This window comes from Campylobacter gastrosuis (assembly GCF_030249845.1).
Classification (GTDB): Bacteria; Campylobacterota; Campylobacteria; order Campylobacterales; family Campylobacteraceae; genus Campylobacter_A; species Campylobacter_A gastrosuis.
Genome location: NZ_JANURM010000001.1, coordinates 50,731 through 75,319, shown reverse-complemented (window position 1 = coordinate 75,319; position 24,589 = coordinate 50,731). Strand labels below are relative to the sequence as shown.

28 protein-coding genes and 1 tRNA gene are annotated in these 24,589 nt (G+C 36.8%); 16 read left to right on the top strand and 13 right to left on the bottom strand.

Annotated elements, in window-relative coordinates:
- Positions 1-6: 6 nt before the first annotated feature.
- The 3 genes from NYG85_RS00405 to NYG85_RS00395 all read left to right on the top strand — a co-directional run bounded on the left by NYG85_RS00405 (position 7) and on the right by NYG85_RS00395 (position 2,834).
- Entirely contained in the window at positions 7-678 is a 672-nt protein-coding gene (locus NYG85_RS00405) for a class I SAM-dependent methyltransferase (protein WP_284936574.1), read from the top strand.
- Positions 675-1,421 (top strand): WbqC family protein, encoded by a 747-nt coding sequence (locus NYG85_RS00400; protein WP_284936573.1) that lies wholly within the window; start codon positions 675-677, stop codon positions 1,419-1,421. Before NYG85_RS00405 ends, NYG85_RS00400 begins: the two co-directional genes overlap by 4 nt.
- A gap of 213 nt (positions 1,422-1,634) precedes the next feature.
- Positions 1,635-2,834 carry an MFS transporter gene (locus NYG85_RS00395; protein ID WP_284936572.1) on the top strand — a complete coding sequence of 400 codons (1,200 nt, stop codon included), beginning with the start codon at positions 1,635-1,637 and terminating at the stop codon, positions 2,832-2,834.
- On the opposite strand, the gene NYG85_RS00390 is transcribed toward NYG85_RS00395, so the two are convergent.
- Complete coding sequence (locus tag NYG85_RS00390; protein ID WP_284936570.1) at positions 2,831-3,478, bottom strand: M48 family metallopeptidase; 648 nt, start codon at positions 3,476-3,478, stop codon at positions 2,831-2,833. The genes NYG85_RS00395 and NYG85_RS00390 overlap by 4 nt on opposite strands.
- Complete coding sequence (locus tag NYG85_RS00385) at positions 3,454-4,773, bottom strand: MATE family efflux transporter (protein ID WP_284936569.1); 1,320 nt, start codon at positions 4,771-4,773, stop codon at positions 3,454-3,456. Before NYG85_RS00385 ends, NYG85_RS00390 begins: the two co-directional genes overlap by 25 nt.
- 123 nt (positions 4,774-4,896) lie before the next feature.
- On the opposite strand from NYG85_RS00385, the gene NYG85_RS00380 reads away from it, so the two are divergent.
- Genes NYG85_RS00380 through NYG85_RS00370 form a run of 3 tightly spaced genes read left to right on the top strand, consistent with a single transcriptional unit; the run spans position 4,897 to position 7,767 of the window.
- Positions 4,897-6,204: a sodium-dependent transporter gene (locus tag NYG85_RS00380; protein WP_284936568.1), complete on the top strand. Its 1,308-nt coding sequence runs from the start codon at positions 4,897-4,899 to the stop codon at positions 6,202-6,204.
- Positions 6,205-6,259: 55 nt separating this feature from the next.
- Positions 6,260-6,952: a hypothetical protein gene (locus tag NYG85_RS00375; protein ID WP_284936567.1), complete on the top strand. Its 693-nt coding sequence runs from the start codon at positions 6,260-6,262 to the stop codon at positions 6,950-6,952.
- Positions 6,946-7,767: a DNA-methyltransferase gene (locus NYG85_RS00370; RefSeq protein WP_284936566.1), complete on the top strand. Its 822-nt coding sequence runs from the start codon at positions 6,946-6,948 to the stop codon at positions 7,765-7,767. Before NYG85_RS00375 ends, NYG85_RS00370 begins: the two co-directional genes overlap by 7 nt.
- Positions 7,768-7,789: 22 nt before the next feature.
- On the opposite strand, the gene metK is transcribed toward NYG85_RS00370, so the two are convergent.
- The 4 genes from metK to dut form a co-directional block, all read right to left on the bottom strand.
- Positions 7,790-8,992, bottom strand: a complete 1,203-nt coding sequence (metK, locus tag NYG85_RS00365; RefSeq protein WP_284936564.1) for a methionine adenosyltransferase — start codon at positions 8,990-8,992, stop codon at positions 7,790-7,792.
- A 95-nt stretch (positions 8,993-9,087) separates the two neighbouring features.
- Positions 9,088-10,014, bottom strand: a complete 927-nt coding sequence (locus tag NYG85_RS00360) for a ribose-phosphate pyrophosphokinase (RefSeq protein WP_284936563.1) — start codon at positions 10,012-10,014, stop codon at positions 9,088-9,090.
- Between the two features lie 47 nt (positions 10,015-10,061).
- A complete protein-coding gene (locus NYG85_RS00355; RefSeq protein WP_284936562.1) occupies positions 10,062-10,772 on the bottom strand; it encodes an EI24 domain-containing protein in 711 nt (236 codons plus the stop codon).
- A complete protein-coding gene (gene dut, locus NYG85_RS00350; protein WP_284936560.1) occupies positions 10,769-11,461 on the bottom strand; it encodes a dUTPase in 693 nt (230 codons plus the stop codon). Before dut ends, NYG85_RS00355 begins: the two co-directional genes overlap by 4 nt.
- 116 nt (positions 11,462-11,577) lie before the next feature.
- On the opposite strand from dut, the gene NYG85_RS00345 reads away from it, so the two are divergent.
- Complete coding sequence (locus NYG85_RS00345; RefSeq protein ID WP_284936559.1) at positions 11,578-11,769, top strand: hypothetical protein; 192 nt, start codon at positions 11,578-11,580, stop codon at positions 11,767-11,769.
- A gap of 12 nt (positions 11,770-11,781) precedes the next feature.
- On the opposite strand, the gene NYG85_RS00340 is transcribed toward NYG85_RS00345, so the two are convergent.
- Complete coding sequence (locus NYG85_RS00340; protein ID WP_284936558.1) at positions 11,782-12,297, bottom strand: ATP/GTP-binding protein; 516 nt, start codon at positions 12,295-12,297, stop codon at positions 11,782-11,784.
- 81 nt (positions 12,298-12,378) lie between these two features.
- Between NYG85_RS00340 and NYG85_RS00335 the strand changes: the two genes are divergently transcribed.
- Genes NYG85_RS00335 through NYG85_RS00325 form a run of 3 tightly spaced genes read left to right on the top strand, consistent with a single transcriptional unit; the run spans position 12,379 to position 13,709 of the window.
- Complete coding sequence (locus NYG85_RS00335) at positions 12,379-12,753, top strand: L-arabinose ABC transporter (RefSeq protein ID WP_284936557.1); 375 nt, start codon at positions 12,379-12,381, stop codon at positions 12,751-12,753.
- Entirely contained in the window at positions 12,746-13,153 is a 408-nt protein-coding gene (locus NYG85_RS00330) for a pyridoxamine 5'-phosphate oxidase family protein (protein WP_284936556.1), read from the top strand. Before NYG85_RS00335 ends, NYG85_RS00330 begins: the two co-directional genes overlap by 8 nt.
- A gap of 1 nt (position 13,154) precedes the next feature.
- Positions 13,155-13,709, top strand: a complete 555-nt coding sequence (locus tag NYG85_RS00325; RefSeq protein WP_284936555.1) for a sugar O-acetyltransferase — start codon at positions 13,155-13,157, stop codon at positions 13,707-13,709.
- On the opposite strand, the gene NYG85_RS00320 is transcribed toward NYG85_RS00325, so the two are convergent.
- Genes NYG85_RS00320 through NYG85_RS00300 form a run of 5 tightly spaced genes read right to left on the bottom strand, consistent with a single transcriptional unit; the run spans position 13,701 to position 17,751 of the window.
- Entirely contained in the window at positions 13,701-14,945 is a 1,245-nt protein-coding gene (locus tag NYG85_RS00320) for a DUF2920 family protein (protein ID WP_284936554.1), read from the bottom strand. The two genes, NYG85_RS00325 and NYG85_RS00320, sit on opposite strands and share 9 nt — an antisense overlap.
- 45 nt (positions 14,946-14,990) lie before the next feature.
- Positions 14,991-15,842 carry an ABC transporter ATP-binding protein gene (locus NYG85_RS00315; RefSeq protein WP_284936553.1) on the bottom strand — a complete coding sequence of 284 codons (852 nt, stop codon included), beginning with the start codon at positions 15,840-15,842 and terminating at the stop codon, positions 14,991-14,993.
- A complete protein-coding gene (locus tag NYG85_RS00310) occupies positions 15,839-16,225 on the bottom strand; it encodes a TOBE domain-containing protein (RefSeq protein WP_284936552.1) in 387 nt (128 codons plus the stop codon). Before NYG85_RS00310 ends, NYG85_RS00315 begins: the two co-directional genes overlap by 4 nt.
- Positions 16,222-16,965, bottom strand: a complete 744-nt coding sequence (gene modA, locus NYG85_RS00305; protein WP_284936551.1) for a molybdate ABC transporter substrate-binding protein — start codon at positions 16,963-16,965, stop codon at positions 16,222-16,224. The genes NYG85_RS00310 and modA overlap by 4 nt, the downstream gene beginning before the upstream one ends.
- On the bottom strand, positions 16,966-17,751 hold the full coding sequence (locus tag NYG85_RS00300) for a TOBE domain-containing protein (protein WP_284936550.1): 786 nt from the start codon (positions 17,749-17,751) through the stop codon (positions 16,966-16,968).
- A gap of 137 nt (positions 17,752-17,888) precedes the next feature.
- Between NYG85_RS00300 and NYG85_RS00295 the strand changes: the two genes are divergently transcribed.
- The 5 genes from NYG85_RS00295 (at position 17,889) to NYG85_RS00275 (ending at position 23,720) form a co-directional block, all read left to right on the top strand.
- Positions 17,889-18,593 carry an MlaA family lipoprotein gene (locus NYG85_RS00295; protein WP_284936548.1) on the top strand — a complete coding sequence of 235 codons (705 nt, stop codon included), beginning with the start codon at positions 17,889-17,891 and terminating at the stop codon, positions 18,591-18,593.
- A 2-nt stretch (positions 18,594-18,595) separates the two neighbouring features.
- On the top strand, positions 18,596-19,162 hold the full coding sequence (locus NYG85_RS00290; protein ID WP_284936547.1) for an MlaC/ttg2D family ABC transporter substrate-binding protein: 567 nt from the start codon (positions 18,596-18,598) through the stop codon (positions 19,160-19,162).
- 1 nt (position 19,163) lies between these two features.
- Positions 19,164-21,602, top strand: a complete 2,439-nt coding sequence (locus NYG85_RS00285) for an efflux RND transporter permease subunit (RefSeq protein ID WP_284936546.1) — start codon at positions 19,164-19,166, stop codon at positions 21,600-21,602.
- On the top strand, positions 21,599-22,390 hold the full coding sequence (locus tag NYG85_RS00280) for a MetQ/NlpA family ABC transporter substrate-binding protein (protein WP_284936545.1): 792 nt from the start codon (positions 21,599-21,601) through the stop codon (positions 22,388-22,390). Before NYG85_RS00285 ends, NYG85_RS00280 begins: the two co-directional genes overlap by 4 nt.
- A gap of 139 nt (positions 22,391-22,529) precedes the next feature.
- A complete protein-coding gene (locus NYG85_RS00275) occupies positions 22,530-23,720 on the top strand; it encodes a DUF8374 domain-containing protein (RefSeq protein ID WP_284936544.1) in 1,191 nt (396 codons plus the stop codon).
- Positions 23,721-23,817: 97 nt separating this feature from the next.
- On the opposite strand, the gene NYG85_RS00270 is transcribed toward NYG85_RS00275, so the two are convergent.
- A complete protein-coding gene (locus NYG85_RS00270; protein ID WP_284936543.1) occupies positions 23,818-24,384 on the bottom strand; it encodes a BON domain-containing protein in 567 nt (188 codons plus the stop codon).
- 85 nt (positions 24,385-24,469) lie between these two features.
- On the opposite strand from NYG85_RS00270, the gene NYG85_RS00265 reads away from it, so the two are divergent.
- Positions 24,470-24,567: transfer RNA gene (locus NYG85_RS00265), tRNA-Sec, on the top strand.
- Positions 24,568-24,589 lie beyond the last annotated feature (22 nt).

Here is a 24,589-nt window from a genome sequence, read left to right as displayed (position 1 = left end):
AGAAAAATGTATAAAAATTTAAAGGGTCTAAAATTCCCAGATAGTGCAATCATTAACTTTTTCTTTAAAAATGGTTTGCAAAATCTAACAAATCAAAACGTCCTAGAACTAGCGTGTAGCAACGGCAACAACCTAAGTCTGTTTTCAAGCTACGAAAACCGCTGTGTTGGAGTTGATATAAATCCGATTAACATACAAAATGGCGAATATAATTTTAAAAACGTCTTTGGCTACAAAAATTATGAATTTCACGCTTGTGATATGTTTGATTTTGTGAGCAAAAATGCAAATTTTAACGCCGATATTTTACTAATCCCAAATGTCATAAATTACTTTTTAAGAGCCGATTTTATAAGGCTTTTAAGGCTATTAAAAGAGAATAAAATTTACAAACCAAACGCACTATTTTTTCTAAGGACAAGAAGCATTAGGGATTTTAGATATGGCATTGGCAAAATGGTTGAGAAAAACTGCTTTAAAATGGCTGATGACTACGATATCACTGGCGAGGCTGGGTGTTTAAACACGCTTTACCAAGAGCACGAATTAGTTGAAATTTTGCAAAATGAGCTGTCGTTAAATGATTTTAAAATTTTAACCTATGAGAGTTCAAATATAATGAAAAATGAATATTTAATAAACGATAGCGATATTGTAATTTATGGGAGAATTTTATGAAAATAGCCATTATGCAACCAACTTTTTTGCCTTGGCTAGGCTATTTTTATATAATAAAAAGCGTTGATAAATTTGTATTCTTAGATAGTGTTCAGTTTGAAAGGCGAAGCTGGCAAAGTAGAAATAAAATTAAGCTAAATGATAAGGAGTTTTTCTTATCTCTTTGCTGTCAAAAATCTCCCCAAAAGACCCAAATAAACGATATTTTACTATCAAAAGAACCAAAATGGCGAGAGAAAATTTTAAATACAATTCATCACACCTACTCAAAATCAATAAATTTTAAAAATTACTTTGAATTTTTAAAAAATGAGCTATTTGTAAATGAAAATTTATCCGATTTTAACATAAATCTTATTAAAAAATTTATGAGTGATTTAGGTATTTATACTCCTATTTATCGTGCTAGTAAGCTAAATTTGTCAAACGCAAAACGTGAGGATTTGCTACTTGAAATTTGTTTAAGTTTAAACGCAGATAGCTATCTTTCGCCAGAGGGTTCAAGAAACTATCTCCAAAGCGAGCATTCAAAACAAATTTTTAACGATAATAAAATCAAAATAGAGTATTTGAATTTTGCTCACCCAATTTACAAACAACAAGGTAAAAATTTTGTGCCGTATTTGGGTATTATTGATTTTTTATTTAATATAAAAGATCCAAAATCGGCATTTAATGAGGTATTTTTACAAAATGGGGGGGGGTCGGACGACTTTTTAAAATCACACAAGGAGGCGATTTAGCTAAATTTGCCTCTTAAAACTCGCTTTTACGTTTAAAATTTATACATTTTTTAAACTATTTAAAAGTCAAAATTCTAGATTTTATAATAAAAATTATCCAAAATGGGCTTAATTAAAAGTTCAAAACCTTTGCTAAACCAAAACAAAATGCAAAAACTTATCAAAATATAAGGCTAGAAAAACTAAACTTCGCTAAAAATTATAGGATTTTACTTGCAAAAATACATTTTACTACTTAAAAAAGATAGAAATTTTCGTATCATCAGCATAGTTCAGCTCATCTGCTACTTTGCTGCTTGGTTCTCTCACACAGGCATTTTTACGCTACTTATCAAGCTTAATGCCCCCATTTGGGTTATTACGATAAGTGCGGCGATGGCGTTTTTGCCGGGCATTATTTTAGCCCCATTTAGCGGGATTTTAATAGATAAATTTAGCCCAAAACCAATGCTTTTGACGATGACGCTGGTTGAAGCCATCTCGGTTTTAATGCTACTTTTTATTGACAGCCTCTCGCTTTTGTGGCTACTTTTGACGCTGATTTTCATTCGTATGGGCGTTGGAACGATATATTTTCAAGCCGAAATGAGCCTGCTACCAAAAATTTTAAACGAAAACGAGCTAAAACTAGCTAACGAAATCCACTCAATCATCTGGGCAGTCGCATATTCGGCTGGTATGGGTTTGGCTGGGATTTTTATCCACTTTTTTGGGATAAAAATGGCATTTTTATTTGATTTTTGTTTATATCTTGTTGGCTTTTACTTTTTGTTTGGTTTAAAGGTGCCTAGCCTTGTTAAAAACGCCCCACAAAAGGCAATAACTATGCTAAAAGAGGGGCTAAACTACATCAAAAAACATAGGCTAATCTTGCACCTGCTCGTGCTTCACGCCTTTGTTGGTATTACCGCTTATGACGCTCTCATCGCGCTTTTGGCTGATTATAAATACGCTCATTTACTTTCTGTTTCGCTTGTTATCGGACTTACAAACGCTTCAAGAGCAGTGGCTTTGATGATAGCACCTGCGATTTTAAGCCGTTTTATCACAAAAGAAAATTTAAGCTACTTCTACGTTTTTCAGGGGCTTGGCATCATTATTTGGGCGATTTTGCAGTTTAATTTTTACAGCGGATTTATCGGTATGTTTTGCGCTGGATTTTTCACATCAACGCTTTGGAGCTTCACTTACACGCTGATTTTACAAAACTGCGATGAGAAATTTTACGGACGAGTTATCGCTTATAACGATATGATTTTTCTTGCGTTTAGCACTCTCACTTCACTTTTTATTGGCTTTTTGTTTAAAAATGGCATTGCACTTTGGGCGATTACAGCACTTATGGGCGTTGCGTTTTTCATTGGGGCGTTTTACTATCATAAAATTTCAAAAATTTATGATATAAAGGGCTAAATTTTGGCGTTTAATGCCCTTTCTCGCTCTTTAAAATCGGGCATAATTTTAGCGATAAAATCATAAAATTCACGCTTATGATTTGCATAAATTAGGTGAGTTAGCTCGTGTAAAACCACATATTCAATTAGCTCTTGTTTCTTTTCTATTAAATTTAGATTTAAATTTATATAGCCCTTTTTTGTGTTACAGCTCCCCCAGCGAGTTTTCATACTTCTAATCGTAACGTGGCTTATATTTTTTCTAACAAATGGCAGGAATTTTTGGATATAAATATTAAAAATTTCACTAGCCTTTTCACGCCTAAATCTCTCCCAAGCATCTAAACTTTTAGCCAAAATTTCATCATCTTTTATTAAAATTTCATTTAGACTTTTGCTAAATTTTAGCTTGTAAATTTTACCAAGATAGCTAATTTCATCATCTTTTAGCTGATTTTTTAAAATTTTCTCACGAGTATTTTTAAGCCACAAAGCGTGTTTTTCTAAAAACTCAAACGCCACTTTTTGCGTGGCATAAAAGGGCAAAGTAAGCGAAATTTCGCCCCTAACATCTACTTTTAGGCGAAAATTTTTAACACCACGCCTGAAATTTACCCTGATTTTATAGTCAAGAAAGCTTAAACTAGCCGTTTTGACTGCCATTTTCTGCTTCTCCAACGCCAAGTATTTACAAGCCCCCTAACCCACTCATCAGCACAAAATCCAATCCAAACGCCAATAATCCCATAACCAAGATGAATGCCTAAAAAGTAGCCAAGTGGCAGGCTAAGCCCCCACATAAAGGCGATGCCAGTCATCAGCGGATACCTAGCGTCGCCACTTGCACGAAGGGCATTTACTATTACGATATTAAACGTCCTGCCGATTTCAAGAACGATTGAAAGAGCAAAAAGTGGCAGCATTATCTCTTTTAGCTCGCTACTTAAACCAAGCTCAAAGACGATTAAATTTCTACTAAAATAGACCACAAGCACGACCACAGTAGTGGCGATAACGCCGTATTTTAGGGCGTCAAAGGCTCTTTTGTAAGCACTCTCAAACTCCCTTGCGCCCACCAAATGCCCAACGATGACCTCGTTTGCCACGCTGATACTTGCCCCACAAAGCATAATTAAAAGCGAAATTTGAAAGTAGATAGTCTGCACCGACAAGGACGCCTCGCCCATTGAGGCAACAAAGCTAAATGCGACCATATATTGAGCCATCCAAAGCAGATTTTCGCCAGCACTTGGCAGACCGACGTGTAAAATTTTACGCAAAATATCAAGTGGTAGGCTAAGTAGCCGTTTAAGGTAAATTTGAACTTTTGCAAGGTGTTTTATCATAAAAAATAGCACGATTAGCCCAACAAATCGCCCTATCATAGTAGAAAACGCAACCCCAATTAGCCCAAAATTTGGCAGCCCAAACCAGCCAAAAAGCACAATGGCATTGCCAAAAAGCGTGATTAAATTCATCAAAAGCGACACGCACATCACAGCCGTAGCTCTGTTATAAACCCTTAAAATCGCAGCCATAACCATACCGATGCCGTCAAAACACAACGCCCAGCCAAGAATGTGAAGGTAGTTAAAGCTGTCGCTTCTAAGCTCACTTGGCACATTTAAAAGCTCTAAAATCTCCTCGCCAAAAAAGTAGATAAAAAGTGCCGAGCTAACGCCAAGAAGTGTGTTAAATGCGATACTTGCGTGTATTGCACGTTTTGCTAAGTGCTGATTTTTTGCACCCAGTGCCTGAGCGACCACGATAGAACACCCAACGCTTAAAAAGCTAAAAATAGTCATAAAAAGATCCATTACTTGATTGCCAGCACCCATAGCACCGACAAGATGAATGCTTACCTTTGTAACCATATAGGTGTTGATAATTAGTGTCAAAAAGTGCAAAAGCATATCAATAAAAATAGGCAAAGTTAGCTTTTTAAGGGATAAATTCATACGTAACCTTTCGTTTAAAAGTGGCAATTTTAGCCAAGTAGTTTAAATTTTTTCTCTTAAATTTGCTAAACATAAGTTTTATTAAGTATAATCTAACGAAAATTTTAATTAAATGGATTACAAATGGCAAAACACTCTTTCTCATCTGGCTGGGCTTTTATCATCGCTTCTGTCGGCTCAGCAGTCGGTATGGCAAACGTCTGGGGCTTCCCATACAAGCTAGGCACAAACGGCGGCGGCGCATTTTTGCTAATTTACGTTTTTTTCATCGCTCTTTTTGCCTACGTGGGTCTTTCGGCTGAATATGCTATTGGCAGAAGGGCAAAAACTGGCACACTCGGCTCTTACGAATACGCTTGGAGCTCACGTGGCTTTAATAAAATCGGCAAAATTATGGGCTACTTGCCACTGGCCGGGTCAATGTGTATAGCAATTGGCTACGCTGTCATCATCTCATACGTGCTAAAAGCCCTATTTTGGGCGATTGACGGCTCTTTAATGAGCGTAGATACTGCCACTTGGTTTGGCTCATTTGCCTTTAAGCCCTACTCTGTCGTGCCTTTTCACGCTATCATCATCGTAGGCACACTTTTAACGCTACTTTTTGGTGCAAAAAGCATTGAAAAAACGAATAAAATAATGATGCCACTATTTTTTATTTTATTTGCGATTTTAGCCATTAGAGTTGCCTTTTTTGATGGCACACAAAAGGGTTATGAATTTTTATTTATCCCTGATTTTAGCAAGTTAGCCGAACCTATGGTTTGGGTTAGCGCTATGGGTCAGGCGTTTTTCTCGCTCTCAATTACCGGCTCTGGTATGATTGTTTATGGGGCGTATCTTTCAAAAAAAGAAGATATCGTTGATAGTGCTAAAAAAACGGCATTTTTTGACACGCTAGCGGCACTTATTGCAGCACTTGTGATTATCCCAGCCGTTTTTGCCTTTGGCATTAGCCCAAATGCTGGCCCCGGACTGCTTTTTGAGACGCTACCAAAGGTGCTTCAACAAATGCCCGGCGGACAAATTTTTGCCATTGTTTTATTTACCGCTGTCGTTTTTGGCGGTATCACTTCGCTTCAAAATATGCTTGAAGTGGTCGCTGAGTCAATGATACATAAATTCCCAAATTTCAAACGCAAAAACGTGCTAATTTTGCTCTGTATCATCTGTTTTGGGGTTGGCATCACAATGGAGAATATCCAAAAATGGGGGCCGTGGATGGATTTTGTGGCAAACTACATAATCCCAGTCGGTGCGGTTTTAGGTGCGATTTCGTGGTTTTGGGTAATGCGTAAAGATGAAATTTTAGACGAGATAAACACCGGTGCAAAGAGCAAAATGGGCGATACTTGGTATCAAATCGGTCGCTTCATCTACGTGCCTATCTCACTTGCTGTTTGCATTTTGGCATTTGTGTTTGGGTTTTAGAAAAAATTTTAAGCTCTTTTGGCTAAAATTGTATCTTTAATTTTGTAGGATAACAATGAATAAGAATTTACAAGAAATCATTAAAATTTACTCAACAAAAACGCATATAGACTTCTCATCAGCTTTATTAGGGCTATCAAAAGACAGCCTGATTGCACTTTTTAGTGACCTTTTAACAATATATATAAACGATAAAAACAGCTCAACTATACGTGAATTTCTAACAGTTAGCTTAGCCGGATACACGCACAATACTAAAAAAATAGACTTTAATGGCTTTAAACAAATCACAGCAGATAAAGCTATAAACTGCGAAGCAAAGCCAAAAAATTTACAAACTTCTGATTTTTTAGAATACAAAAATGGTTTAAGAAAAAATGCACCTTCAAAGCTTAATGGTGGCGGAAATTTTACAGATTACACTTGGGCTAGATTTTTAAAAGATAAAAACTCAAATTTAAATATGCTCACTAGTGGTTTTATAGATGGTCAGTTAATTTATCTGCTGGAATTTAGCTTTAACGACCAAAACTTTACCAATAATCTAGAAAAACAACTAAATAAAAAATTCCCGAATGGAGATGTTAGCGGATATTATCTTAGAAGTGCCAGTTTTTCATTTAAAAACTATCAAAACGCAGATATAAAAATTATTTTTAACCAAAGCAAAGAAGTTTTAAATGCAAATAAAGAGTATATTGATAAAATTTTATTTGATTTCTTATATCAAAAGGCTGATTTATGCTAATTTTGGGAAACACATTAGATGAGCTTAAAAAATTAGCCGATGATAGCGTAGATATGGGTGTTACCTCGCCACCATACAACAAACAAGAAAATAAAAAAGGTTGGCTTGTTAGTAACATAAAATATGCAAACGTAACAGATAAAAAACCAGAAAATATCTACCAAGAAGAACAAATCTTAGTCTTAAATGAGCTTTATAGAATTATAAAACCGGGTGGAAGCTTTTTTTATAACCATAAAGTTCGCTGGGAAAAAGGCATTATGCTACATCCTTACGCTTGGATATCAAAAAGTAAATGGAACATAAGACAAGAGATAATTTGGGATAGAGCAATTGCTGCAAACATAAGAGGTTGGCGTTTTTGGCAAATTGAAGAGCGTATTTTTTGGCTACATAAACCAAAAGATAAAAAAGATTTAATCGGCAAAGAATTACTTTCAAAACACGCACTGATGACCTCTATTTGGCGCATTAGACCAGAAGGCAAAAATCCACACCCAGCACCATTTCCACTAACACTCCCTACAAGGTGCATTTATAGTATTTTAGAAAATAATGGTGTTGTTATAGACCCATATTGCGGTAGCGGAACAACATTAGTTGCAGCCAAACTTTTAGGACATAAATTTATAGGCATAGATATTTCAGAGACATATCTACAGCAAGCAAAAACTAGGCTAGAAAATTCTCAAAATGAACTAAAAATCATAGACGATGAAAAAAAATTACACTTTGTAGCGGAAACCTTTTCAGAAAAAAAGGCACGCGGAATGCACAAGAAATTCACACAAAAACAAAAGCTATTATTTGAATAATCCCTAAAAATAGGGATTATATTTATTTTAAAAGCGATTTGAAAATTTCAACGCTATCAAGCTTCTCCCACGGATATTTTGCATTGCCAACTTGTCCAAGAGCTGCTACTTTTGCGTATAAAAATGTATCTTTGCTCGGCTTGTCAAGTCCGAATTTTTGCGTTATCCACTTTGGCGTGAGCGGGAATTTATCCATTACAAATTTTGAGAGCATATCATCATCAATCCCGCTAACTTGCGTCCCCATCGTATCAACGCTAACTGATGTCGGTCTAGCCACGCCGATTGCGTAGCTTAGCTGGACTATGCACTTTTTAGCAAGTCCGGCTGCTACGATATTTTTAGCGATATACCTTGCAGCATAAAGTCCGCTTCTATCTACCTTTGTGTAGTCCTTTGAGCTTTGAGCGCCACCGCCGATTGGAGCGTATCCGCCAAAGCTATCTACGATTAATTTTCTGCCAGTTAGCCCACTATCGTGAAGTGAGCTGTGATTTACATATCTACCAGTTGGGTTTATGTAGATTATGGTTTTATCTTTGTTGTATAAATTTTTAGGCAGTCCGGCATCGTCAATTAGATCCTGAATGAGTGCTCTAAGCGTCGCAATATCCATACTCTGCACGCTTGGGGCTGAAACGACTATGGTGTGAATGCTCTGCGGATGGCAGTTTTCAAAATTCTCTTTTGTGCCATAATCAATCGTAACTTGCGTTTTAATATCCACGCCAAGCTTATCTGGATTTGCTTTTGCAAATTTATAAACCTTATCGCAAAGCATTCTAGCATAAGTAATGGCAGCTGGCATAAATTCCTTCGCCTCAGAACTAGCAAAACCAAACATAATGCCCTGATCGCCAGCACCTATCTCGCCATCTTTTTGATCTACGCCCTGATTTATATCTGGACTTTGCTGATTTATACAGACCTTAACCTCAATGTCCTCAGGGTGCAAGCACTGCTCTTTTGTAAAATATGGCAAACCTTTATAGCCAATGTGAAATAAAGCACTCTCAACAATCTTAGCGTAATCGCCAAAAGATAGCTTGACCTTTGAGTTTATCTCGCCACCGATGATTATATTTTTACCGGCTAAAAAGACCTCACTTGCTATCCTTGCGTTTGAATCTTGCATTAAAATCGTATCAACAATGCTATCAGCAATAATATCAGCACACTTATCAGGGTGACCCGGGCTTACGACCTCAGAAGTAAATAAATACATAAAATTCCTTATTTTTTAAATTGTAGGCGTTATTATAGTTTTTTTAGTTAAAATTTAGGTAAAAATGTAGTTTGCAAGGTGCAAACTACTCGGATTTAAAATAGTGAATTTACACTCTCATTGTGATAAACTCGCCTAATAACCTCGCCAAAAAGCGAAGCCACGCTTAAAACCTTAATGCAACCTAGCTCCTGTTTTAGCGGTATCGTATCGGTTACGATAAGCTCATCAAGATAGCCTTTTGCTAAATTTTCATAAGCAGCACCGCTTAAAACTGGGTGCGTACAAAATGCAATCACGCTTGTTGCGCCCTTTTCTTTGAAAATTTTAGCCGCTTTTACAATCGTCCCAGCCGTGTCAATCATATCATCAACCAAAATCACGTCCTTGCCATTTACGTCGCCAATAACATTCATCACTTCACTCTCGTTTGCCTTTTCACGGCGTTTATCAACAATAACCATATCAAGCCCTAAATTCTTAGCCAAAGCCCTAGCCCTAGCCACTCCGCCTACATCCGGACTTGCCACTATCGGATTTGCAAGGTGCTTTGACCTAACATAATCTGTAAAAACGATACTGCCATAAAGGTTATCTACTGGGATATCAAAAAAACCCTGAATTTGCCCAGCGTGTAAATCCATAGTAATAACCCTATCAATCCCAGCCGTTTGCATCATATTTGCGACTAATTTTGCCGTTATTGGCACTCTTGGGGCTGCCTTTCTATCCTGCCTAGCGTAACCAAAATACGGCACCACAGCTGTGATAGAACTAGCACTGCTTCGCTTTAAGGCGTCTGTTAAAATCAAAAGCTCCATTAAATTTACATTCGCTGGCGCACAGGTCGGCTGAACGACAAAAACGTCCTTGCCACGCACACTCTCGCCTACTTGCACGCTTATCTCGCCATCACTAAAACTCTTAATAATCGCCTCGCTAAGCGGGAGCGAAAGATACTGAGCCACACGCCTTGCAAACTCAACATTTGCATTGCCAGAAAAAATCTTATAACCTCTCATAAAACCGACCTTAGTTTAAAATTTTTGCGATTTTAGCCAAATTTGGCTTAAAATTTTAAATACCGCCTAAACACCAAATGCGTCAAAAATATGACAAAAAAGAGCTGAAAAAACAGCCCAACAATCGGCAAAAGCGATACCAAATAAAAAGCAAACGAAGATAAAACAAACCCGACTCCGCCACCTTCAATCAAGCAAAGTTCAAATTTAGTTTTACCCAAAATATTTGACGCAACATCAACTAATAAAAATTTATAATAGATATAAAAAAACGGGATAATGCCAACAAAAAAGTGCAAAACTGGCACAAATAAAAGTGGCAGACAAACTAATAAAATGCCAAGAAATTTTAAAATCTCAACAACCATTATTTTTGTGATAAAAACAAGCGAAACGTCGTTTTTTAGGATGATTTTGTAGTGGCGTTTATTTATCTCATTTACCACAATCGGCGTTAAAAACCCAGCCACAAAGAGTGCAAAAAAGACGCTTAAAATCACGACCAAATACGCCCCAAAGGCATAAACAAAGGCGTTTATTAGCCAGTTAAAAAGCTCATTTTGCATTAAAAATTTAACTATCTCATACTCGCCAAAATAGCCATTTATGGCATCAAAAATGGCTAAAACGGCTGGTTTTGCACCCAAAAAAAGAGCAAGGCTAAGCATAAAAATGCTAAAAAATAGTGGCAAAATCGCTAAATATATAAATTTTTTGCTCCAAAAATCAGCAATACTTAGCCTAAAAATCTCTATCACGCCCTTTCATACTCCGCTTCTAGGGCAGCATAAATCTCATCAACGCCCCTAATGCCCCTGCTTAAAATCTCGCTCATCACGGCGTTATCTTCACGTCCAGCCCAGATTTTTTTATACTCGCCCTCTTTATAGCCATTATCTTGGCGAAAGCGATTTAGGACGTTTTTAGCGATATAGCACTCATAAAGCGAGTGTAAATTCACGCCACATTTTAGGGCTAAGGTGAAGTAAATTTTTAAAATATCAAAAATTTCATACTCAAAGCCACTGCAACGATTTATCATCATCTCAATATCATTCATAATCTCATAAATGCTCTCGTTTGCCACATCAAACGGCTCTTTGCAAAACTCGGCAAATCCACTTGCTACGCTTATATCATCGGCTAGTTTTTCAAGTCCGCCAAGCCCATTTACGTGGTATTTTTCAAGCATTAAGCTCATCACAAAGTGCCAAATATCAACGACCTCAATGCGTAAATTTTGCTCATCAGTCGGTGCTGTGATATTTTTCCAATGCTTCCAAGCAAAGCTATCAATAAGCTCGGCACACTCCATATAAATGCACCTTCGCCAGCTAATTAGCTTATTTTTATTTGTATATCCATTCTCCCAGCCAGCTCCGTTTGTCTCATCGTTTAGGCTTTGTTGCATTTTTAGCATATCAAAAATCAAATCCCTATCTCTCATCATTACTCCCTTAAATTTTTGAGTGATTTTATCAAAATTTTCTTATTTATTGATATAAATCATCGCAAATTTTAAAGCTTTTTGTATAATTGCCGAAATTTTTTAAGGAGATAGTTATGAGAGATCAAAATTTAGTAGTTTGTAATGTCTGCGGGCTAAAAAGTAGCGAAGATAGCAACGCCGTTTTTATCCGCGCTCACAAAAATGGCGAAGAGGTTGATATTTGCACGAGCTGTGTGCCTAGCGTGATTCACGGCTCTGGTATGGTCGTAAAATCAAACGAGCAGATCAAAGCAGAAGTAGAGTAAGCCATTTTTGGCTTACACATAAAGTGAAAATTTGTTTGTCTGATTTAAGAAATTTTCAAACAATTTATTTGTCTTTAAAAGTAGCTCCCGACCAGCTTTGTTTTGTTCTAAAAGCTTGTCAAACATCTTTAAAACTCCGTCGTTTATAGCGTTTGCGTGATTTAGGTCTTTTGGCTCTGGCAGTGCCGATTTTAGGCTGTTTGCTAGGTTTGAAATTTCTGGATTTGTGTAGTTTTTACCCTCGTTTATATTTTTCATAAAATCATCAATTTTTGGCTGTATCTCTTTTAAGGCTTTGTTAATCTCGTCAATATCATTTTTATCAAGTCCGTTGCCCTCGTATAAGAAGTTATAGCCGTATTCTTGGGTTAGAGTTAGCGTTTGAATGCTTGAATTTTGCGTTTTGGCACTTGCATATTCAATGCTTGTGTTGTTATACATTGAAAGATTTATCTTATCGCCGCTGCTTGTTTTAAATGAAAAGTCAAGGTTGCTAAAATTCTGATTTGAGTAAAGATTTGTTTGCATTTTTTCTCCTTTGATTTTTGCCAAATCGGCAAATTTTTAAGAGTTTTTAGGCTAAAATCGCAAAAATTTTAAAGGTTAGCTATGTGTTGCTTTGGCATTCGGGTCTTTTTGCTATTTTTTATCACGATTTTAAGCTTTATTTTAAATAGATTTTACACACAAATTCCAGTCGTTTTTTTCTATTTTTGCCTAGCAAATTTGCTTAGTTTTATTATGCTTTCGCTCTATTTTAAGGCGTTATTGCCAAATTTTGTAAAAGAAAACTCAATCCATTACTTTTCGCTAATTGGTGGAATTTTTGGCTCACTTTTTGCGATGATGATTTTTAGAAATTTTAGCTCTAAATTTTTACTAATCCAAATTTTTTTAAGTGCTTTTTGGCTGATTTTAACGGCGATTTTATGGCTAAATTTCGCTGAAATTTCAAGCTTTTTAAAAGAGTTTTTAAATGCTTGATGAGAGAATTTTAAAATTTATAAAAAAAGAGCATTTAGCCTCAATTTGCGTCATCAAAGATGATGGCACACCGCACGCATTTAGTGCATTTTACGCATTTAATAGCGATGAAATTTCACTTTTTATCGCAAGCGATGAGAGCACAGAGCATATTAAAGCGATAAAAAATCGCCCTGAAATTTCAGGCACGATCGCCTTAAATACGCTAATTGTTGGTAAAATTAGAGGCGTTCAGTTTAACGGCACAATAAGCGTGGCAGAAGATGTAGAAAATTATTTTAAACGCTTTGTTTTTGCCAAATCAATGAATGCTAAAATTTATAAAATTTTATTAAAAAGTATAAAATTTACAGACAACACACTTGGTTTTGGCACAAAAATTTTATGGCAAAGGAGTTAAGATGACAGAGGTTGATAAGCTAGAAAATGGCTTGGAATTTTGCTTTTACGATTGTGGCGTGGCAGCTAGAAAAGCACGTGCCGTTGGGCTTTGTGCGAAGTTTAACAAAACCGACGCGAGCGATAAAAAGGCTTATAAAAAGGCGTTAAAAAAGCTTTTTGGCAAGGTCGGTAAAAATCCGAGCGTAGCCCAGCCATTTTACTGCGATTATGGCTTAAATATCAGCGTTGGCGATAATTTTTTATCAAATTATAATGTTACGATCCTAGACGTCGCAAGTGTTACGATTGGTAACGATTGTATGATAGCACCAAATGTGATAATCACAAGCGTAACCCACCCAACTTCGCCAAATTCACGACTAAAACACACCGCAATCGCAAAGCCTGTTACAATTGGTAACAACGTTTGGATTGGTGCAAATGCGACAATTTTACCCGGCGTAACAATCGGCGATAACGCCATAATCGCAGCCGGAGCGGTCGTAAATAGCGACGTAGCACCAAACGTAATCGTTGGTGGCGTCCCAGCAAAAGTGATAAAAAAGCTAGATTAAATCTAGTAAAATTTTATCATTTTGTTCATAAAATTTATAAATTTTACCTGCACTTTTATAGCTAATTTGCCTTTTATTTTGGGTATTTTGGCTGATTTTATCAAGCATTTTGTTTAATTCACGTTTAATTAATGTTTTTAAAGACATATCCATCCCGTGTTCTAGCTTTTTTATGAATTTACCATCAACTTGATTTTCATCGGTAATTGCGTAAAGCGTGGCGTCATAGCCAAGATTTTTAAGCTCATTAAAAAGTGCCACCTTATGCTCAAAAGGTGCGATAAAATCGTTATTGCAGTGATAGCTGACAAAAATTGGTTTATTATATTTTGCCATCTCTTTTAGGTGTTCTGGCTCGTAAATATCCCTGATTTTCTCAGCCGATTCGCTAAAATAATGGGGCGATTTTGGATTTAGCGTCCAGTGGGTTTTATCAAAAAAATAGCCCATAATGTGATTAAAATTCCCCTTTAACGCCGCACACGGATACTTAATGTAATCAATCTCCTTGCCAAAACCAATGCTCTGCCACGGCAAAACCGCATAAGCACTATTATCAATCACACCACTAACTAGCCACGGAGCCATTTTAGCAGCCATATACGAAACATAAGCGCCGTGAGAGCTACCTAAAAGCACGGCTGGAATTTCGCCGCACCCCCCCCCATTTTGGCTAAAATTGACATTTTTTCTGATAAAAAGCAGGGCGTTTAAAAGGTCAAGTCCTTGCATTACGCCAAAATTTTGATACTCGCCGTTTGTTGGATAAACCGACATTGAAATTCTTAACAAAAAGTCGTCATTTAGGGCATTTTGACGCTTTTTAATGCTAAGCTCCTCATCAAGATAAAAGAGCAGATTTTTTGCATTTACTGGGTCGTTTAACGCACTAAAAATTCGCTCATCAAGCCAAATGCCAACCTCATCGCACCTTTGTTTTAAAATTTTACAATCAAACTCATCAAAAGCGATACCAGCGCCAACTTGCGGGCGATTGCCAATGCAGTGATAATTAACGCTAACAACGCCCACATCGTAGTTTGAAGCGACAAAACCGGCTAGATTATCTTTGTAGTTACTATCAGCGTCCCCGCCAAGCCCCGGCGTGATAAATAAAAGTGCCTTAATCTGCCTAGTATCATCGTGAGTTATGCGAAATTTCAAAAGCGAATCTCGCCTGATTTTTAACTCGTAATCATCGCACGATGAAATCTCAAAATCTCTATTAATTAACATTCTTGCCCCTTTGTTTGCTAATTATATAAAAATTTTAATTATTTTTTAACTAATACTAACCCCAAACGCCTTAGTGCTTAAAATGACCTCGTCGCCGACCTTGAAATTTCTAGCTTCAATGCTACTTAAAACGACCTTGCAAAGCTGATTTGATACCAAAACAAGAGCGATAAAAACGCCATCATCTTGCGTTAATTCTAAAATTTTGGCGTTAAATGCCAGTTTTTGCGAGCCACGCTGTTTTAAAAACAGCTCCTTTGGCGTGGCAATATCAGAAATTTTGCCCTCATTTAGCACAAAAACAAGCGAAGCTAACTTATAAATCTCGCTAATATCGTGGCTTACGATGATTGTCGTGATTTTTAGCTCGGTGTGAATTTTAAGTAAATAATCTTGCAAACGCTCTCTCATACTAAGATCAACCGCACTTAACGGCTCATCAAGAAGCAGAATTTCAGGGCTTCTCATCAAAGCCCTAGCTAGTGCCACACGCTGTTTTTGACCGCCTGAAAGCTCAGAAATTTTGGCATTTTTAAGTGCATTTAAATCCATAATGTCAAGAAATTTATCTGCCAAACGGCTATCATTTTTGGCAAAAAGCAGGTTTTTTAACACGTTCATATTATCAAAAAGGGCATAATCTTGAAACAAAAATCCAATATTTCGCCTTTGTGGGGCAAGTGAAAATTTCTCGTTACAAAAAAATTTATCGCCGACTTTTATAAATCCGCTACTAGCCCTTTCAAACCCAGCAAGTAGCCGTAAAATCGTGGTTTTACCGCTGCCACTTTTGCCGTAAATACAGACAAAATCGCCACGATTTATCCTAAAATCAACGTCAAGCAAAAACCTACCAGCCGAGCCATTTAGCTCTTTTTTCACGCAAACCTCAATCATAAAATTTCACTTATAAAAATTGAAGTGGATTTAATGTAGGCAAAAACCTGCTGGTTTGGTGCTAAATTTAGAGCTTTTGCCGAGCTTGTTGAGATTAAACTCTCAAACTCAAAACCCCTAAAATCTAGCAAAATCGTCGTTAAAATTTTACCCATTTTTAGGGCTTTTATCTTGCACTCTAATGCGTTTTGCACCGAAAAATCGGCTAGTTTAGAAGTAGCGATGCTAACATCTGAGCTTTTAAAGCCTAAAATCACCTCATCGCCGACATTTAGGCTTAAATTTTCAAGACTAAGCATTGAAAAACTAATCTCGTCAAGCCTAAAACGCACGTGGCTTACGTAGTTTGAGCTTGAAATTTCGCTGACTTTTGCCCTTATCATTTTGGTGTGTTGTATCCAAATTCTCTAAAAATCGCCTTTGCGTTATCGCTTAAAATAAAATCGTAAAACGCCCTTGCCTCAGCGTTATTTTCTGCTCTTTTTAAAAGCACGATACCTTGGTCAATTGGCGTGTAAAGCGCTGGATTTACAAAAACGTAATTTTTGCCCAATTTATACTTTGCCATTTTCTCATCAAACAACGCACTACCAGCGATAAAACCGACATCAGCAGCACTTAGAGCTTGTGAGAGTGTCTCTGAAATTTTTTGTGTATAGACTATGTTTTTTTCTACTTTTTCAAATAAATTTGCATTTTTTAACGCCTCAATGCTTGCCTTGCCATAAGGTGCTGTTGTTGGATTTGCAATTGAGATTGACTTTAAGCCCACAAGTTCGCTTAAATTCTCATCAAGCCTAACGTCCCTAATGCTAAAAATCGCAAGTGCGCCCTGTGCGTAAATAACTGGGCTAGTCACTGCAAATCCAGCATCATAGACCTTTTGTGTAAAACCCATATCAGCTGCCATAAAAATATCTGCTGGTGCGCCGTTTTGAATTTGCGTGGTAAGCCCACCGCTAGCACCAAGACTTAGGCTGATTTTTGTATCCGGATTTGTTTGATTAAATTTTTTAATCAATTTAGAAAATGCATAAGTCGTGTTTGCCGCTGCAAATACGACAACATCGCCACCAAAAGCCAAAACCGCACTAACTGCTAGTGCAAAAAACGCCTTTTTCATTTAAACTCCTATAATGATATCAGATGATTTTACTATCGCTTTTAATCTATCACCAACACCGATTTTTAGGCTCATCACGCTCTCTTTTGTGATGATTGAACTTATCGTTTGATTTTCGTTTAAAGATAGCACGACCTCGGCATTTACAGCACCTACTTTTACCGAGATGACCTCGCAAGAAAGCTCGTTTTCTTCGCTGATTTTTAGCTCATCGCTAAAATTTGAGAGCATTACAGCAGGGGCTTTAAAGATAAAAACAACCCTTTTGCCAACGGCTAAATTTAGCGATTTTTCGCTTTCAAGTGTGATTGTTGCGTTTAAAATTTTGCCGTTGTTTAATTTTGCACTAATTGTTGAGCTAACAGCACCCGATTTAATGGCTACAATCTCGCAGTTTAGCTGGTTTCTAGCACTTAAATTAAGTCCGAGTCGTGAAAAATTTACAATTTGATCTGTTGAAATTTCTAAATCCACGCACATTTTGTTTAAAAATTCACGCTGATTTTGCAGTAAATTCTCATAAATTTCTATCATTTTTTTGCCGTATTGAGTTAGTTCTGAGCCACTATTTTTTTTATTGCCACTAGCCCTTGAAATGAGTGGTAGGTCGCTCTTGTTGTTTAAAATATCAAGGCTATCCCACGCATTTTTATACGAAATCCCAACAGCCTGTGCCGCTTTTGTAATGCTTTTTGTCTCATCAACCGCCTTTAAAAGCTCAATGTGCTTTTTTAGCACCATTACGCCACTCCCTAAAAATAGCTCTAAATTTACATCAGCCTTCATTTTCTCCCCTTAAAATCGCATCGTGTTTAAAAATAATTTTGTAAAGTATAATAAATTATATATATAAAAATCCTTAAAATTTTAAATTTTTTAAGTTTAAAAAAGATAAAATCAGGCTTTTATTTTATGAGGACTAGATGAAATTTTTATCCGTTTTACTGCTTGCATTTTCACTCACTTTTGCCACGCAAACAGCCGATGAGAGTGATGAATTTGAGAGCGAGTTTAAAAGCACGAGCGAGGTTTTTGACCCACTTAGTGGCTACAATAGAGCGATGACAAGTTTTAACGATTTTATGTTTAAAAATGTCCTAGACCCCGTTGTGAGTGGTTATAGATACGTTATGCCAGAAGAGGGCAGAAGTGCCGTTGGCAATTTTTTTGATAATCTTTTATACCCAGTTAGGCTAATTAACAACCTTTTACAGCTAAAATTTAGAGCCGCTGGCGATGAGACGCTTCGTTTTATTGCAAATACAATTGTCGGATTTGCAGGCATTAGCGACGTTGCAACAAAATATTACAACATACCACGCCACGATGAAGATTTGGGGCAGACGCTTGGATATTGGGGCGTTGGGAGCGGATTTCACATAGTTTTACCATTTTTTGGACCTTCAAATTTAAGGGATCTTGTCGGTATGAGCGGAGATTACTTTGCAAAACCGCTAAGTTACGTTGATCCAACATCAGCCGAACTAGCCCTAAAAAGCTACGAAGAGGGCAATAAACTCTCGCTTAATCCAGATATGTATAAAAATTTAAAAAAAGACGCTGTTGATTTGTATCCATTTTTACGTGACGCCTACGAACAAAGGCGTGAGCGACTTATTAAGGAGTAGTAATGAGAATTTTTTTAGCGATTTTAATGCTATTTTCGTTTGCTTTTGGCATTAACAAAGACGAAATAAAGGGCGTTGTAGAGAGCAAGACAAACGAGGCCTTAACGCTTTTAGATGACAAAAATTTAGATGAAAATGCAAAATTAAACCGCCTTTTTGCGATTTTTGACCCACTTTTTGACTACAAACAAATGGCAAAAATCAGCCTAGCAAAACGCTTTAACAACCTAAGCCAAAGCGAGCAAGAGCAGTTTAGCAAGGCGTTTGAGATAAGACTTAAAAATTCTTACATTGATAAAATCAAAAGCTACTCTGGCGAAAAAATCATCATCAAAAACGCCACCGAGCCACAAAAAAATCGCTATTTTTTAAGCGGAGAGCTAGTTAGTGGCGATAAAACCTACGATTTTGTCTATAAATTTTATGATGCAAAAGAGCGTGGTTGGCTAATTTATGATATTGATATCATCGGCGTTAGCATTATTCAAACGTATAGAAGTCAGTTTGCTGATATGCTTGAAAATGCGGACTTTGCAACACTTATGGCAAAACTAAACGAGAAAAATTAACTTGCTTAAAAAGATATTTAAATTTTTAGTCGCCTACCCAAAATTTATCCTAACTGCCCTGCTTTTTTTAAGCCTATTTTTTGGCTACTGGGCGACTAGACTTGAAATAGACGCTTCTAGCGAAACGCTTTTAATTGAAAACGACAAGGATTTAGCCACTTGGCGCGAAATTTCACAGCGTTACAAATCGCCAAATTTCTTAGTCGTAGCCTACACGCCAAAGGGCGATATTTTAAGCGATGAGAGCCTAAAATTCATAGATGATTTAAGCAGCGAGCTTGGCAAAAACGAGCTTGTAAATAACGTAATTTCTATCCTAAACGTCCCACTTTTAAAGAGTGTAAAGGGCGGAATTTCAGCCATTCTTGATCACACGCCGACCTTAAAAGACGCTGATATTGATAAAAATTTAGCACGAGATGAGCTAAAAAATAGTCCGATTTACAGCCAAAATTTAATCAGCAAAGATTTAAAAACAACCGCAATCGTGTTAAATTTAAAGACTGATGAGCGTTTTAACCAGCTCTTAGATGAAAGAAACCACCTTTTAACGCTTGAAAATAACGCCACAGCAGTAAAAAAACTTGAAGAAATAAAGAGCGAATTTAAGGCTTACAGGGACGCTCTTAGGCTTAAAGAGCATAAAAATTTAGACGCTATAAAAGCCACGCTTGCTAAGTTTAACAGCGAAGAAAACGCCCTATTTTTGGGCGGTGCGATGATGATCGCTGATGATATGGTCGGCTTTGTAAAAAGCGACATTAGCACTTATGGCGTGAGCGTGGCTCTGCTTTTAGCACTTAGTTTGTGGCTATTTTTTAGGCAGGTTCGCTGGATTTTGCTGCCGATTTTTATCTGTGTTTTAAGCGTGTTTTTTTCAATGGGGCTTTTTGGCTTTTTTGGCTGGGAGATCACGGTTATTTCATCAAATTTCATCTCTTTGGTGCTAATTATTAGCATATCTGTTGTCATTCATTTAATCGTTAGCTACCGAGAATTTTTTATAAAATATCCGCATTTTTCGCAGCGACAGCTCGTTTATCTAACGCTTCTTGATAAGGCGAGTCCATCTTTTTGGGCGATTTTTACGACTATTATTGGCTTTATTTCGCTAATGAGTGCCGATATTAAGCCAGTTTCAATGCTTGGACTGATGATGAGTGCTGGCATTGGCGTGTCGCTTATTTTGGCGTTTGTCATCTTTTCAAGCGTGGTTTGTCTGCTTAAAAAACTCCCACCAAAACGCACTTTTGAGGATAAATTTAGCTTTACAAAAAAATGCGCAAATTTTGCCATAAACGACAAAAGGCTAATTTATACCGCCTCGTTTGTTCTAGTTTTATTTGGAATTTACGGCATTTTGGAGATTAAAATTGAAAATAGCTTCATTGGATATTTTAAAAAAGATACCGAAATTAGGCGTGGTATGGAGGTTATTGATAATAAACTTGGTGGCACAATCCCGCTTGACATAATCGTGAAATTTAAAAAAACCGATGAGAAAAATGATGAAATTAGCGATGAGTTTGAAGATGAGTTTAACGCCGATAAAAACGACAGCAAATACTGGTTTAACAGCTATCACACGCGTGTAGCAGAGAAAATTCACGACTATCTAACAGGGCAAAATTTCGTAGGTCAAGTAAGCTCGCTAGCAACTCTAATAAAGGTCATAAAAGAGCTAAATAACGGCGTTGTTGATGATTTTTTACTAGCTGCTATGTATGAGAAACTACCAGAAAATTACAAAGAAATTTTGCTTAGCCCTTATGTTATGGTTAGCGATGATGAGCTTAGATTTTCGCTTCGTGTCGTTGATAGCGATGAGCGTTTGCGTAGGGATAAATTTCTAAAAGAGCTAAAAAGCGGACTTGAAAATTTAACGCAAAATGACGGCGTAGAGATACAAATCGCCGGTATGATGGTGCTTTATAATAATGTTTTACAAAATTTAGTAAGCTCGCAGGTTAAGACCTTTGGCGTTAGCGTTTTGGTGCTTTTTGTGCTATTTTGCCTGATTTTTAGGGATTTAAAAATCGCAACAATCGCAATTATGACAAACCTTGTCCCACTTTGCGTGATTTTTGGCATTATGGGTGTTTTTGGCATACCGCTTGATGTGATGAGTATTACCATTGCAGCCATTAGCCTTGGCATTGGGGTTGATGATATTATCCACTACACGCACCGATTTTTGCAAGAAAGACGCACAAATGGCGTCATAAAAAGCATACAAAACAGCCACGCAAGTATCGGCTATGCTATGTATTACACGTCCTTTGGCATTGTGCTTGGATTTAGCGTGATGATGACTAGCAACTTTATCCCGACCATTTACTTTGGGCTTTTAACCGACCTTGTTATGGGACTTATGCTTTTATCAGCCCTTGTTTTAATGCCAAGATTAATAATTAGCACATATTTAAAGGATAAAAGATGAAAAAATTTGCATTTTTAGTGGCTTTTTTGGCTATGATTTTGGGCTGTTCTAGCGAGAATAAAACACAAACGATAAAAATAGGTGCCACAGCTGGGCCTCACGCTGACGTAGTAGAAGCCGTAGCAAGAGAGGCTAAAAATCACGGCATTGACATTAAAGTCGTTGAGTTTAGCGACTATATCACGCCAAATCAGAGCCTAGCTGACGGCGAACTTGATATGGTAAGCTACCAGCATGAGCCGTTTTTAAATAACTTTAACGCACAGCGTAAGACAAATTTAAAAAATATCGGCCGCACAATCCTAATGAGAATGGGAATTTACAGCGATAAATTTAGCTCACTTAATAACTTGCCACAAAACGCCGTCGTAGCCATTCCAAACGACCCGACAAACGAAGGCAGGGCTTTGGTGCTACTACAAAAAGCAGGTCTAATCACGCTAAAAGCAGGGCTTGGCTTTAAAGCAACACTAAGTGATATTGAAAATAATCCAAAAAATTTGCAGTTCTTAGAGCTAGAAGCCGCGCAGCTTCCACGCTCACTAAGTGATGCTGATATAGCGGTGATTACGATGAATTACGTGTATAGTGCTGGGCTTGATGTAGCAAAAACTGGGCTATTTTTTGAAAGCGACGATGAGCCATTAGCGGTGATGATTTTAGCGGTTAGAGGCGAGGATGAAAAGAGTGAAACCTATCAAAAAATCGCTAAATTTTTTGGGTCAAAAAGCGTAAAAGATTATATTGAAAAAACCTACAAAGGCACGATAACTTCGGCTATAAAATAAAAATTTTGCTTTGTTAGCGGCTTGATATGGCTACCAACAAAGCAATAAATTTAAATTAAATATAAATTTTAAAACTAATTTTTCTTTCTAATTTCATTTTTTTTTTTTTTTGATATTATCGCCTTTTTTGGAGCGATAAATGCAGATAAAAGTAAATAAATTTGTTAGAGAATATTTAGAAAATTTTAATGTTTTACTAACCTATCCCAATGGCAAAATTTCAAGATTTAAAGATGATGAGATTATAAACGTCCCACAAAATGGTTTTATGGAGGAGTTTTCAACCATAAATAAAGGCACAAATATCTGTGCTATGGGTAGTTTTAGCTACTCAAATGCTATCATCCCAAGCATTGAGATTAAAATTGGCAGATATTGTTCTATTGCCAACGGATTTAGCCTAATAGCTACCAAACATCCGCTTCAAACAATCAGCACATCAAGCTTTACGTATGACCCAAATTTCTACATTTTTAAAGATGGTGCTATCAATAAAATCGGCAAAAGTTTTGAATTTATCCCACATAACAAGCTAGTCCCACCACCAACACCGACCATCCTTGAAAACGACGTTTATATTTGCACAAATGCCCTTATTAAGCCTGGTATCACGCTTCACACTGGATGCGTCGTAGCACAAAACGCTATCGTTACAAAAGATGTCCCACCATACGCCGTCGTTGGTGGAAGTCCAGCAAGAATTTTAAAGTATAGATTTGATGAAAGCACGATAAAAAGACTTTTAGCGTTAAAATGGTGGGAGTATCATTTTGCGGATTTTAATGGCATTAGTCTTGAAAAAAATATAAATTTTTACCTTGACGAGTTAGAAAAGAAAATCTCAAACAAACAAATCACGCCATTTAAGGCACAAAAAATGGATTTTAGTGAGCTAATAAATAGAAGCAAACAGCAAATTTTAACGCCAATAACAAAACCAGCCCCAACGCCAGAACAGCTAAAAATAACCAAACTAGAAAGTGAGAATCTAGCCTTAAAAGATGAAAATTTAGCCCTAAAAAACGAGATTAAAAAGCTAAAATTTAATCTAGAATTTGGCACGGCAAAAGATAGGATAAAAAATCATCTCTCATATAAACTCGGTTTTGCCATACAAAACTGCCAAAAAAGTCCATTTGGCGTCATCAAAATGCCATTTATATTAAGCTACATAACTGCTCTACACAAGAATGAAAAACCAGCAAAAAATCATCCAAAGCTTAATGAGTATCCAGACTACAAAGAGGCATTAAAAATAAAAGATACAAAGACTTATAAAATCGGACTTAGGCTAATCAATATGGGTAAAAGTGGCAAAATTTGGGGCTAAAAACAGATTTTTATCAGCTTTAAAAACATATTTGGTTAAATTAAGCACGTCAAAGCCTATTTTTGCACTCGCTATCAAGTAAAATAAATTTTTAAAATTAATCTAAAATTTTTAAAAACGAATAAACATCAGCCACGCCCTGCGTGTGTCTAGCATACCAAATGGCGTGCTCTTCTTGCTTAGCGTCAGCTATCACACCGCTAAATACCACATCACAGCCGACCACGCTCACACGCACATTTGTGCCTTCTACACTGCTATCGCTAAATAGCTCACGCTTTAAATTTGCTAGGATATTAAAGCCGTTGCAAGGATACTCATCTTTTTTTATCTTTAAATATGTGTAAATTTTCTTAACGCCGTCAGTCGTTTTTGCGATCTGAACTATCTTTTTTATCATCTCATTATCTTTAACAAGTCCGATTAAATAGACATCGCCATAAAAGCTCTCAATCTCAATGTCCATAAAGCTTAAATCCTTATCAAATAGAATTTTTGACTGGATTTTAGTTTGGATTATCTTATCTTTTGTGATTGAGTAAATTCCACGCTGATCCCTTGAAATTGAGTATGCATCATAGATATTTATTGCGTTTGAAATCGGCGTTAAACGAGCCACGCAACCAGTAAAAAACAGCAAAAAAACTAGCAAAACAAATCTCAAAACGGCTTCTTTTTTTCTAAAATTTTTAAAATTTTAACCGCTTTGAACTAAAATTCAGATAAAAAGGTTATAATGTCAAACTTTTGGAGAGTAAGGTGATCTGGTGGCACTCGCGGACTTCAAATCCGATGACGGGGCGGTTGACCGCTTTGTGGGGAGTTCGATTCTCTCACTCTCTCGCCAAATTATCTTTTTATATTTATCT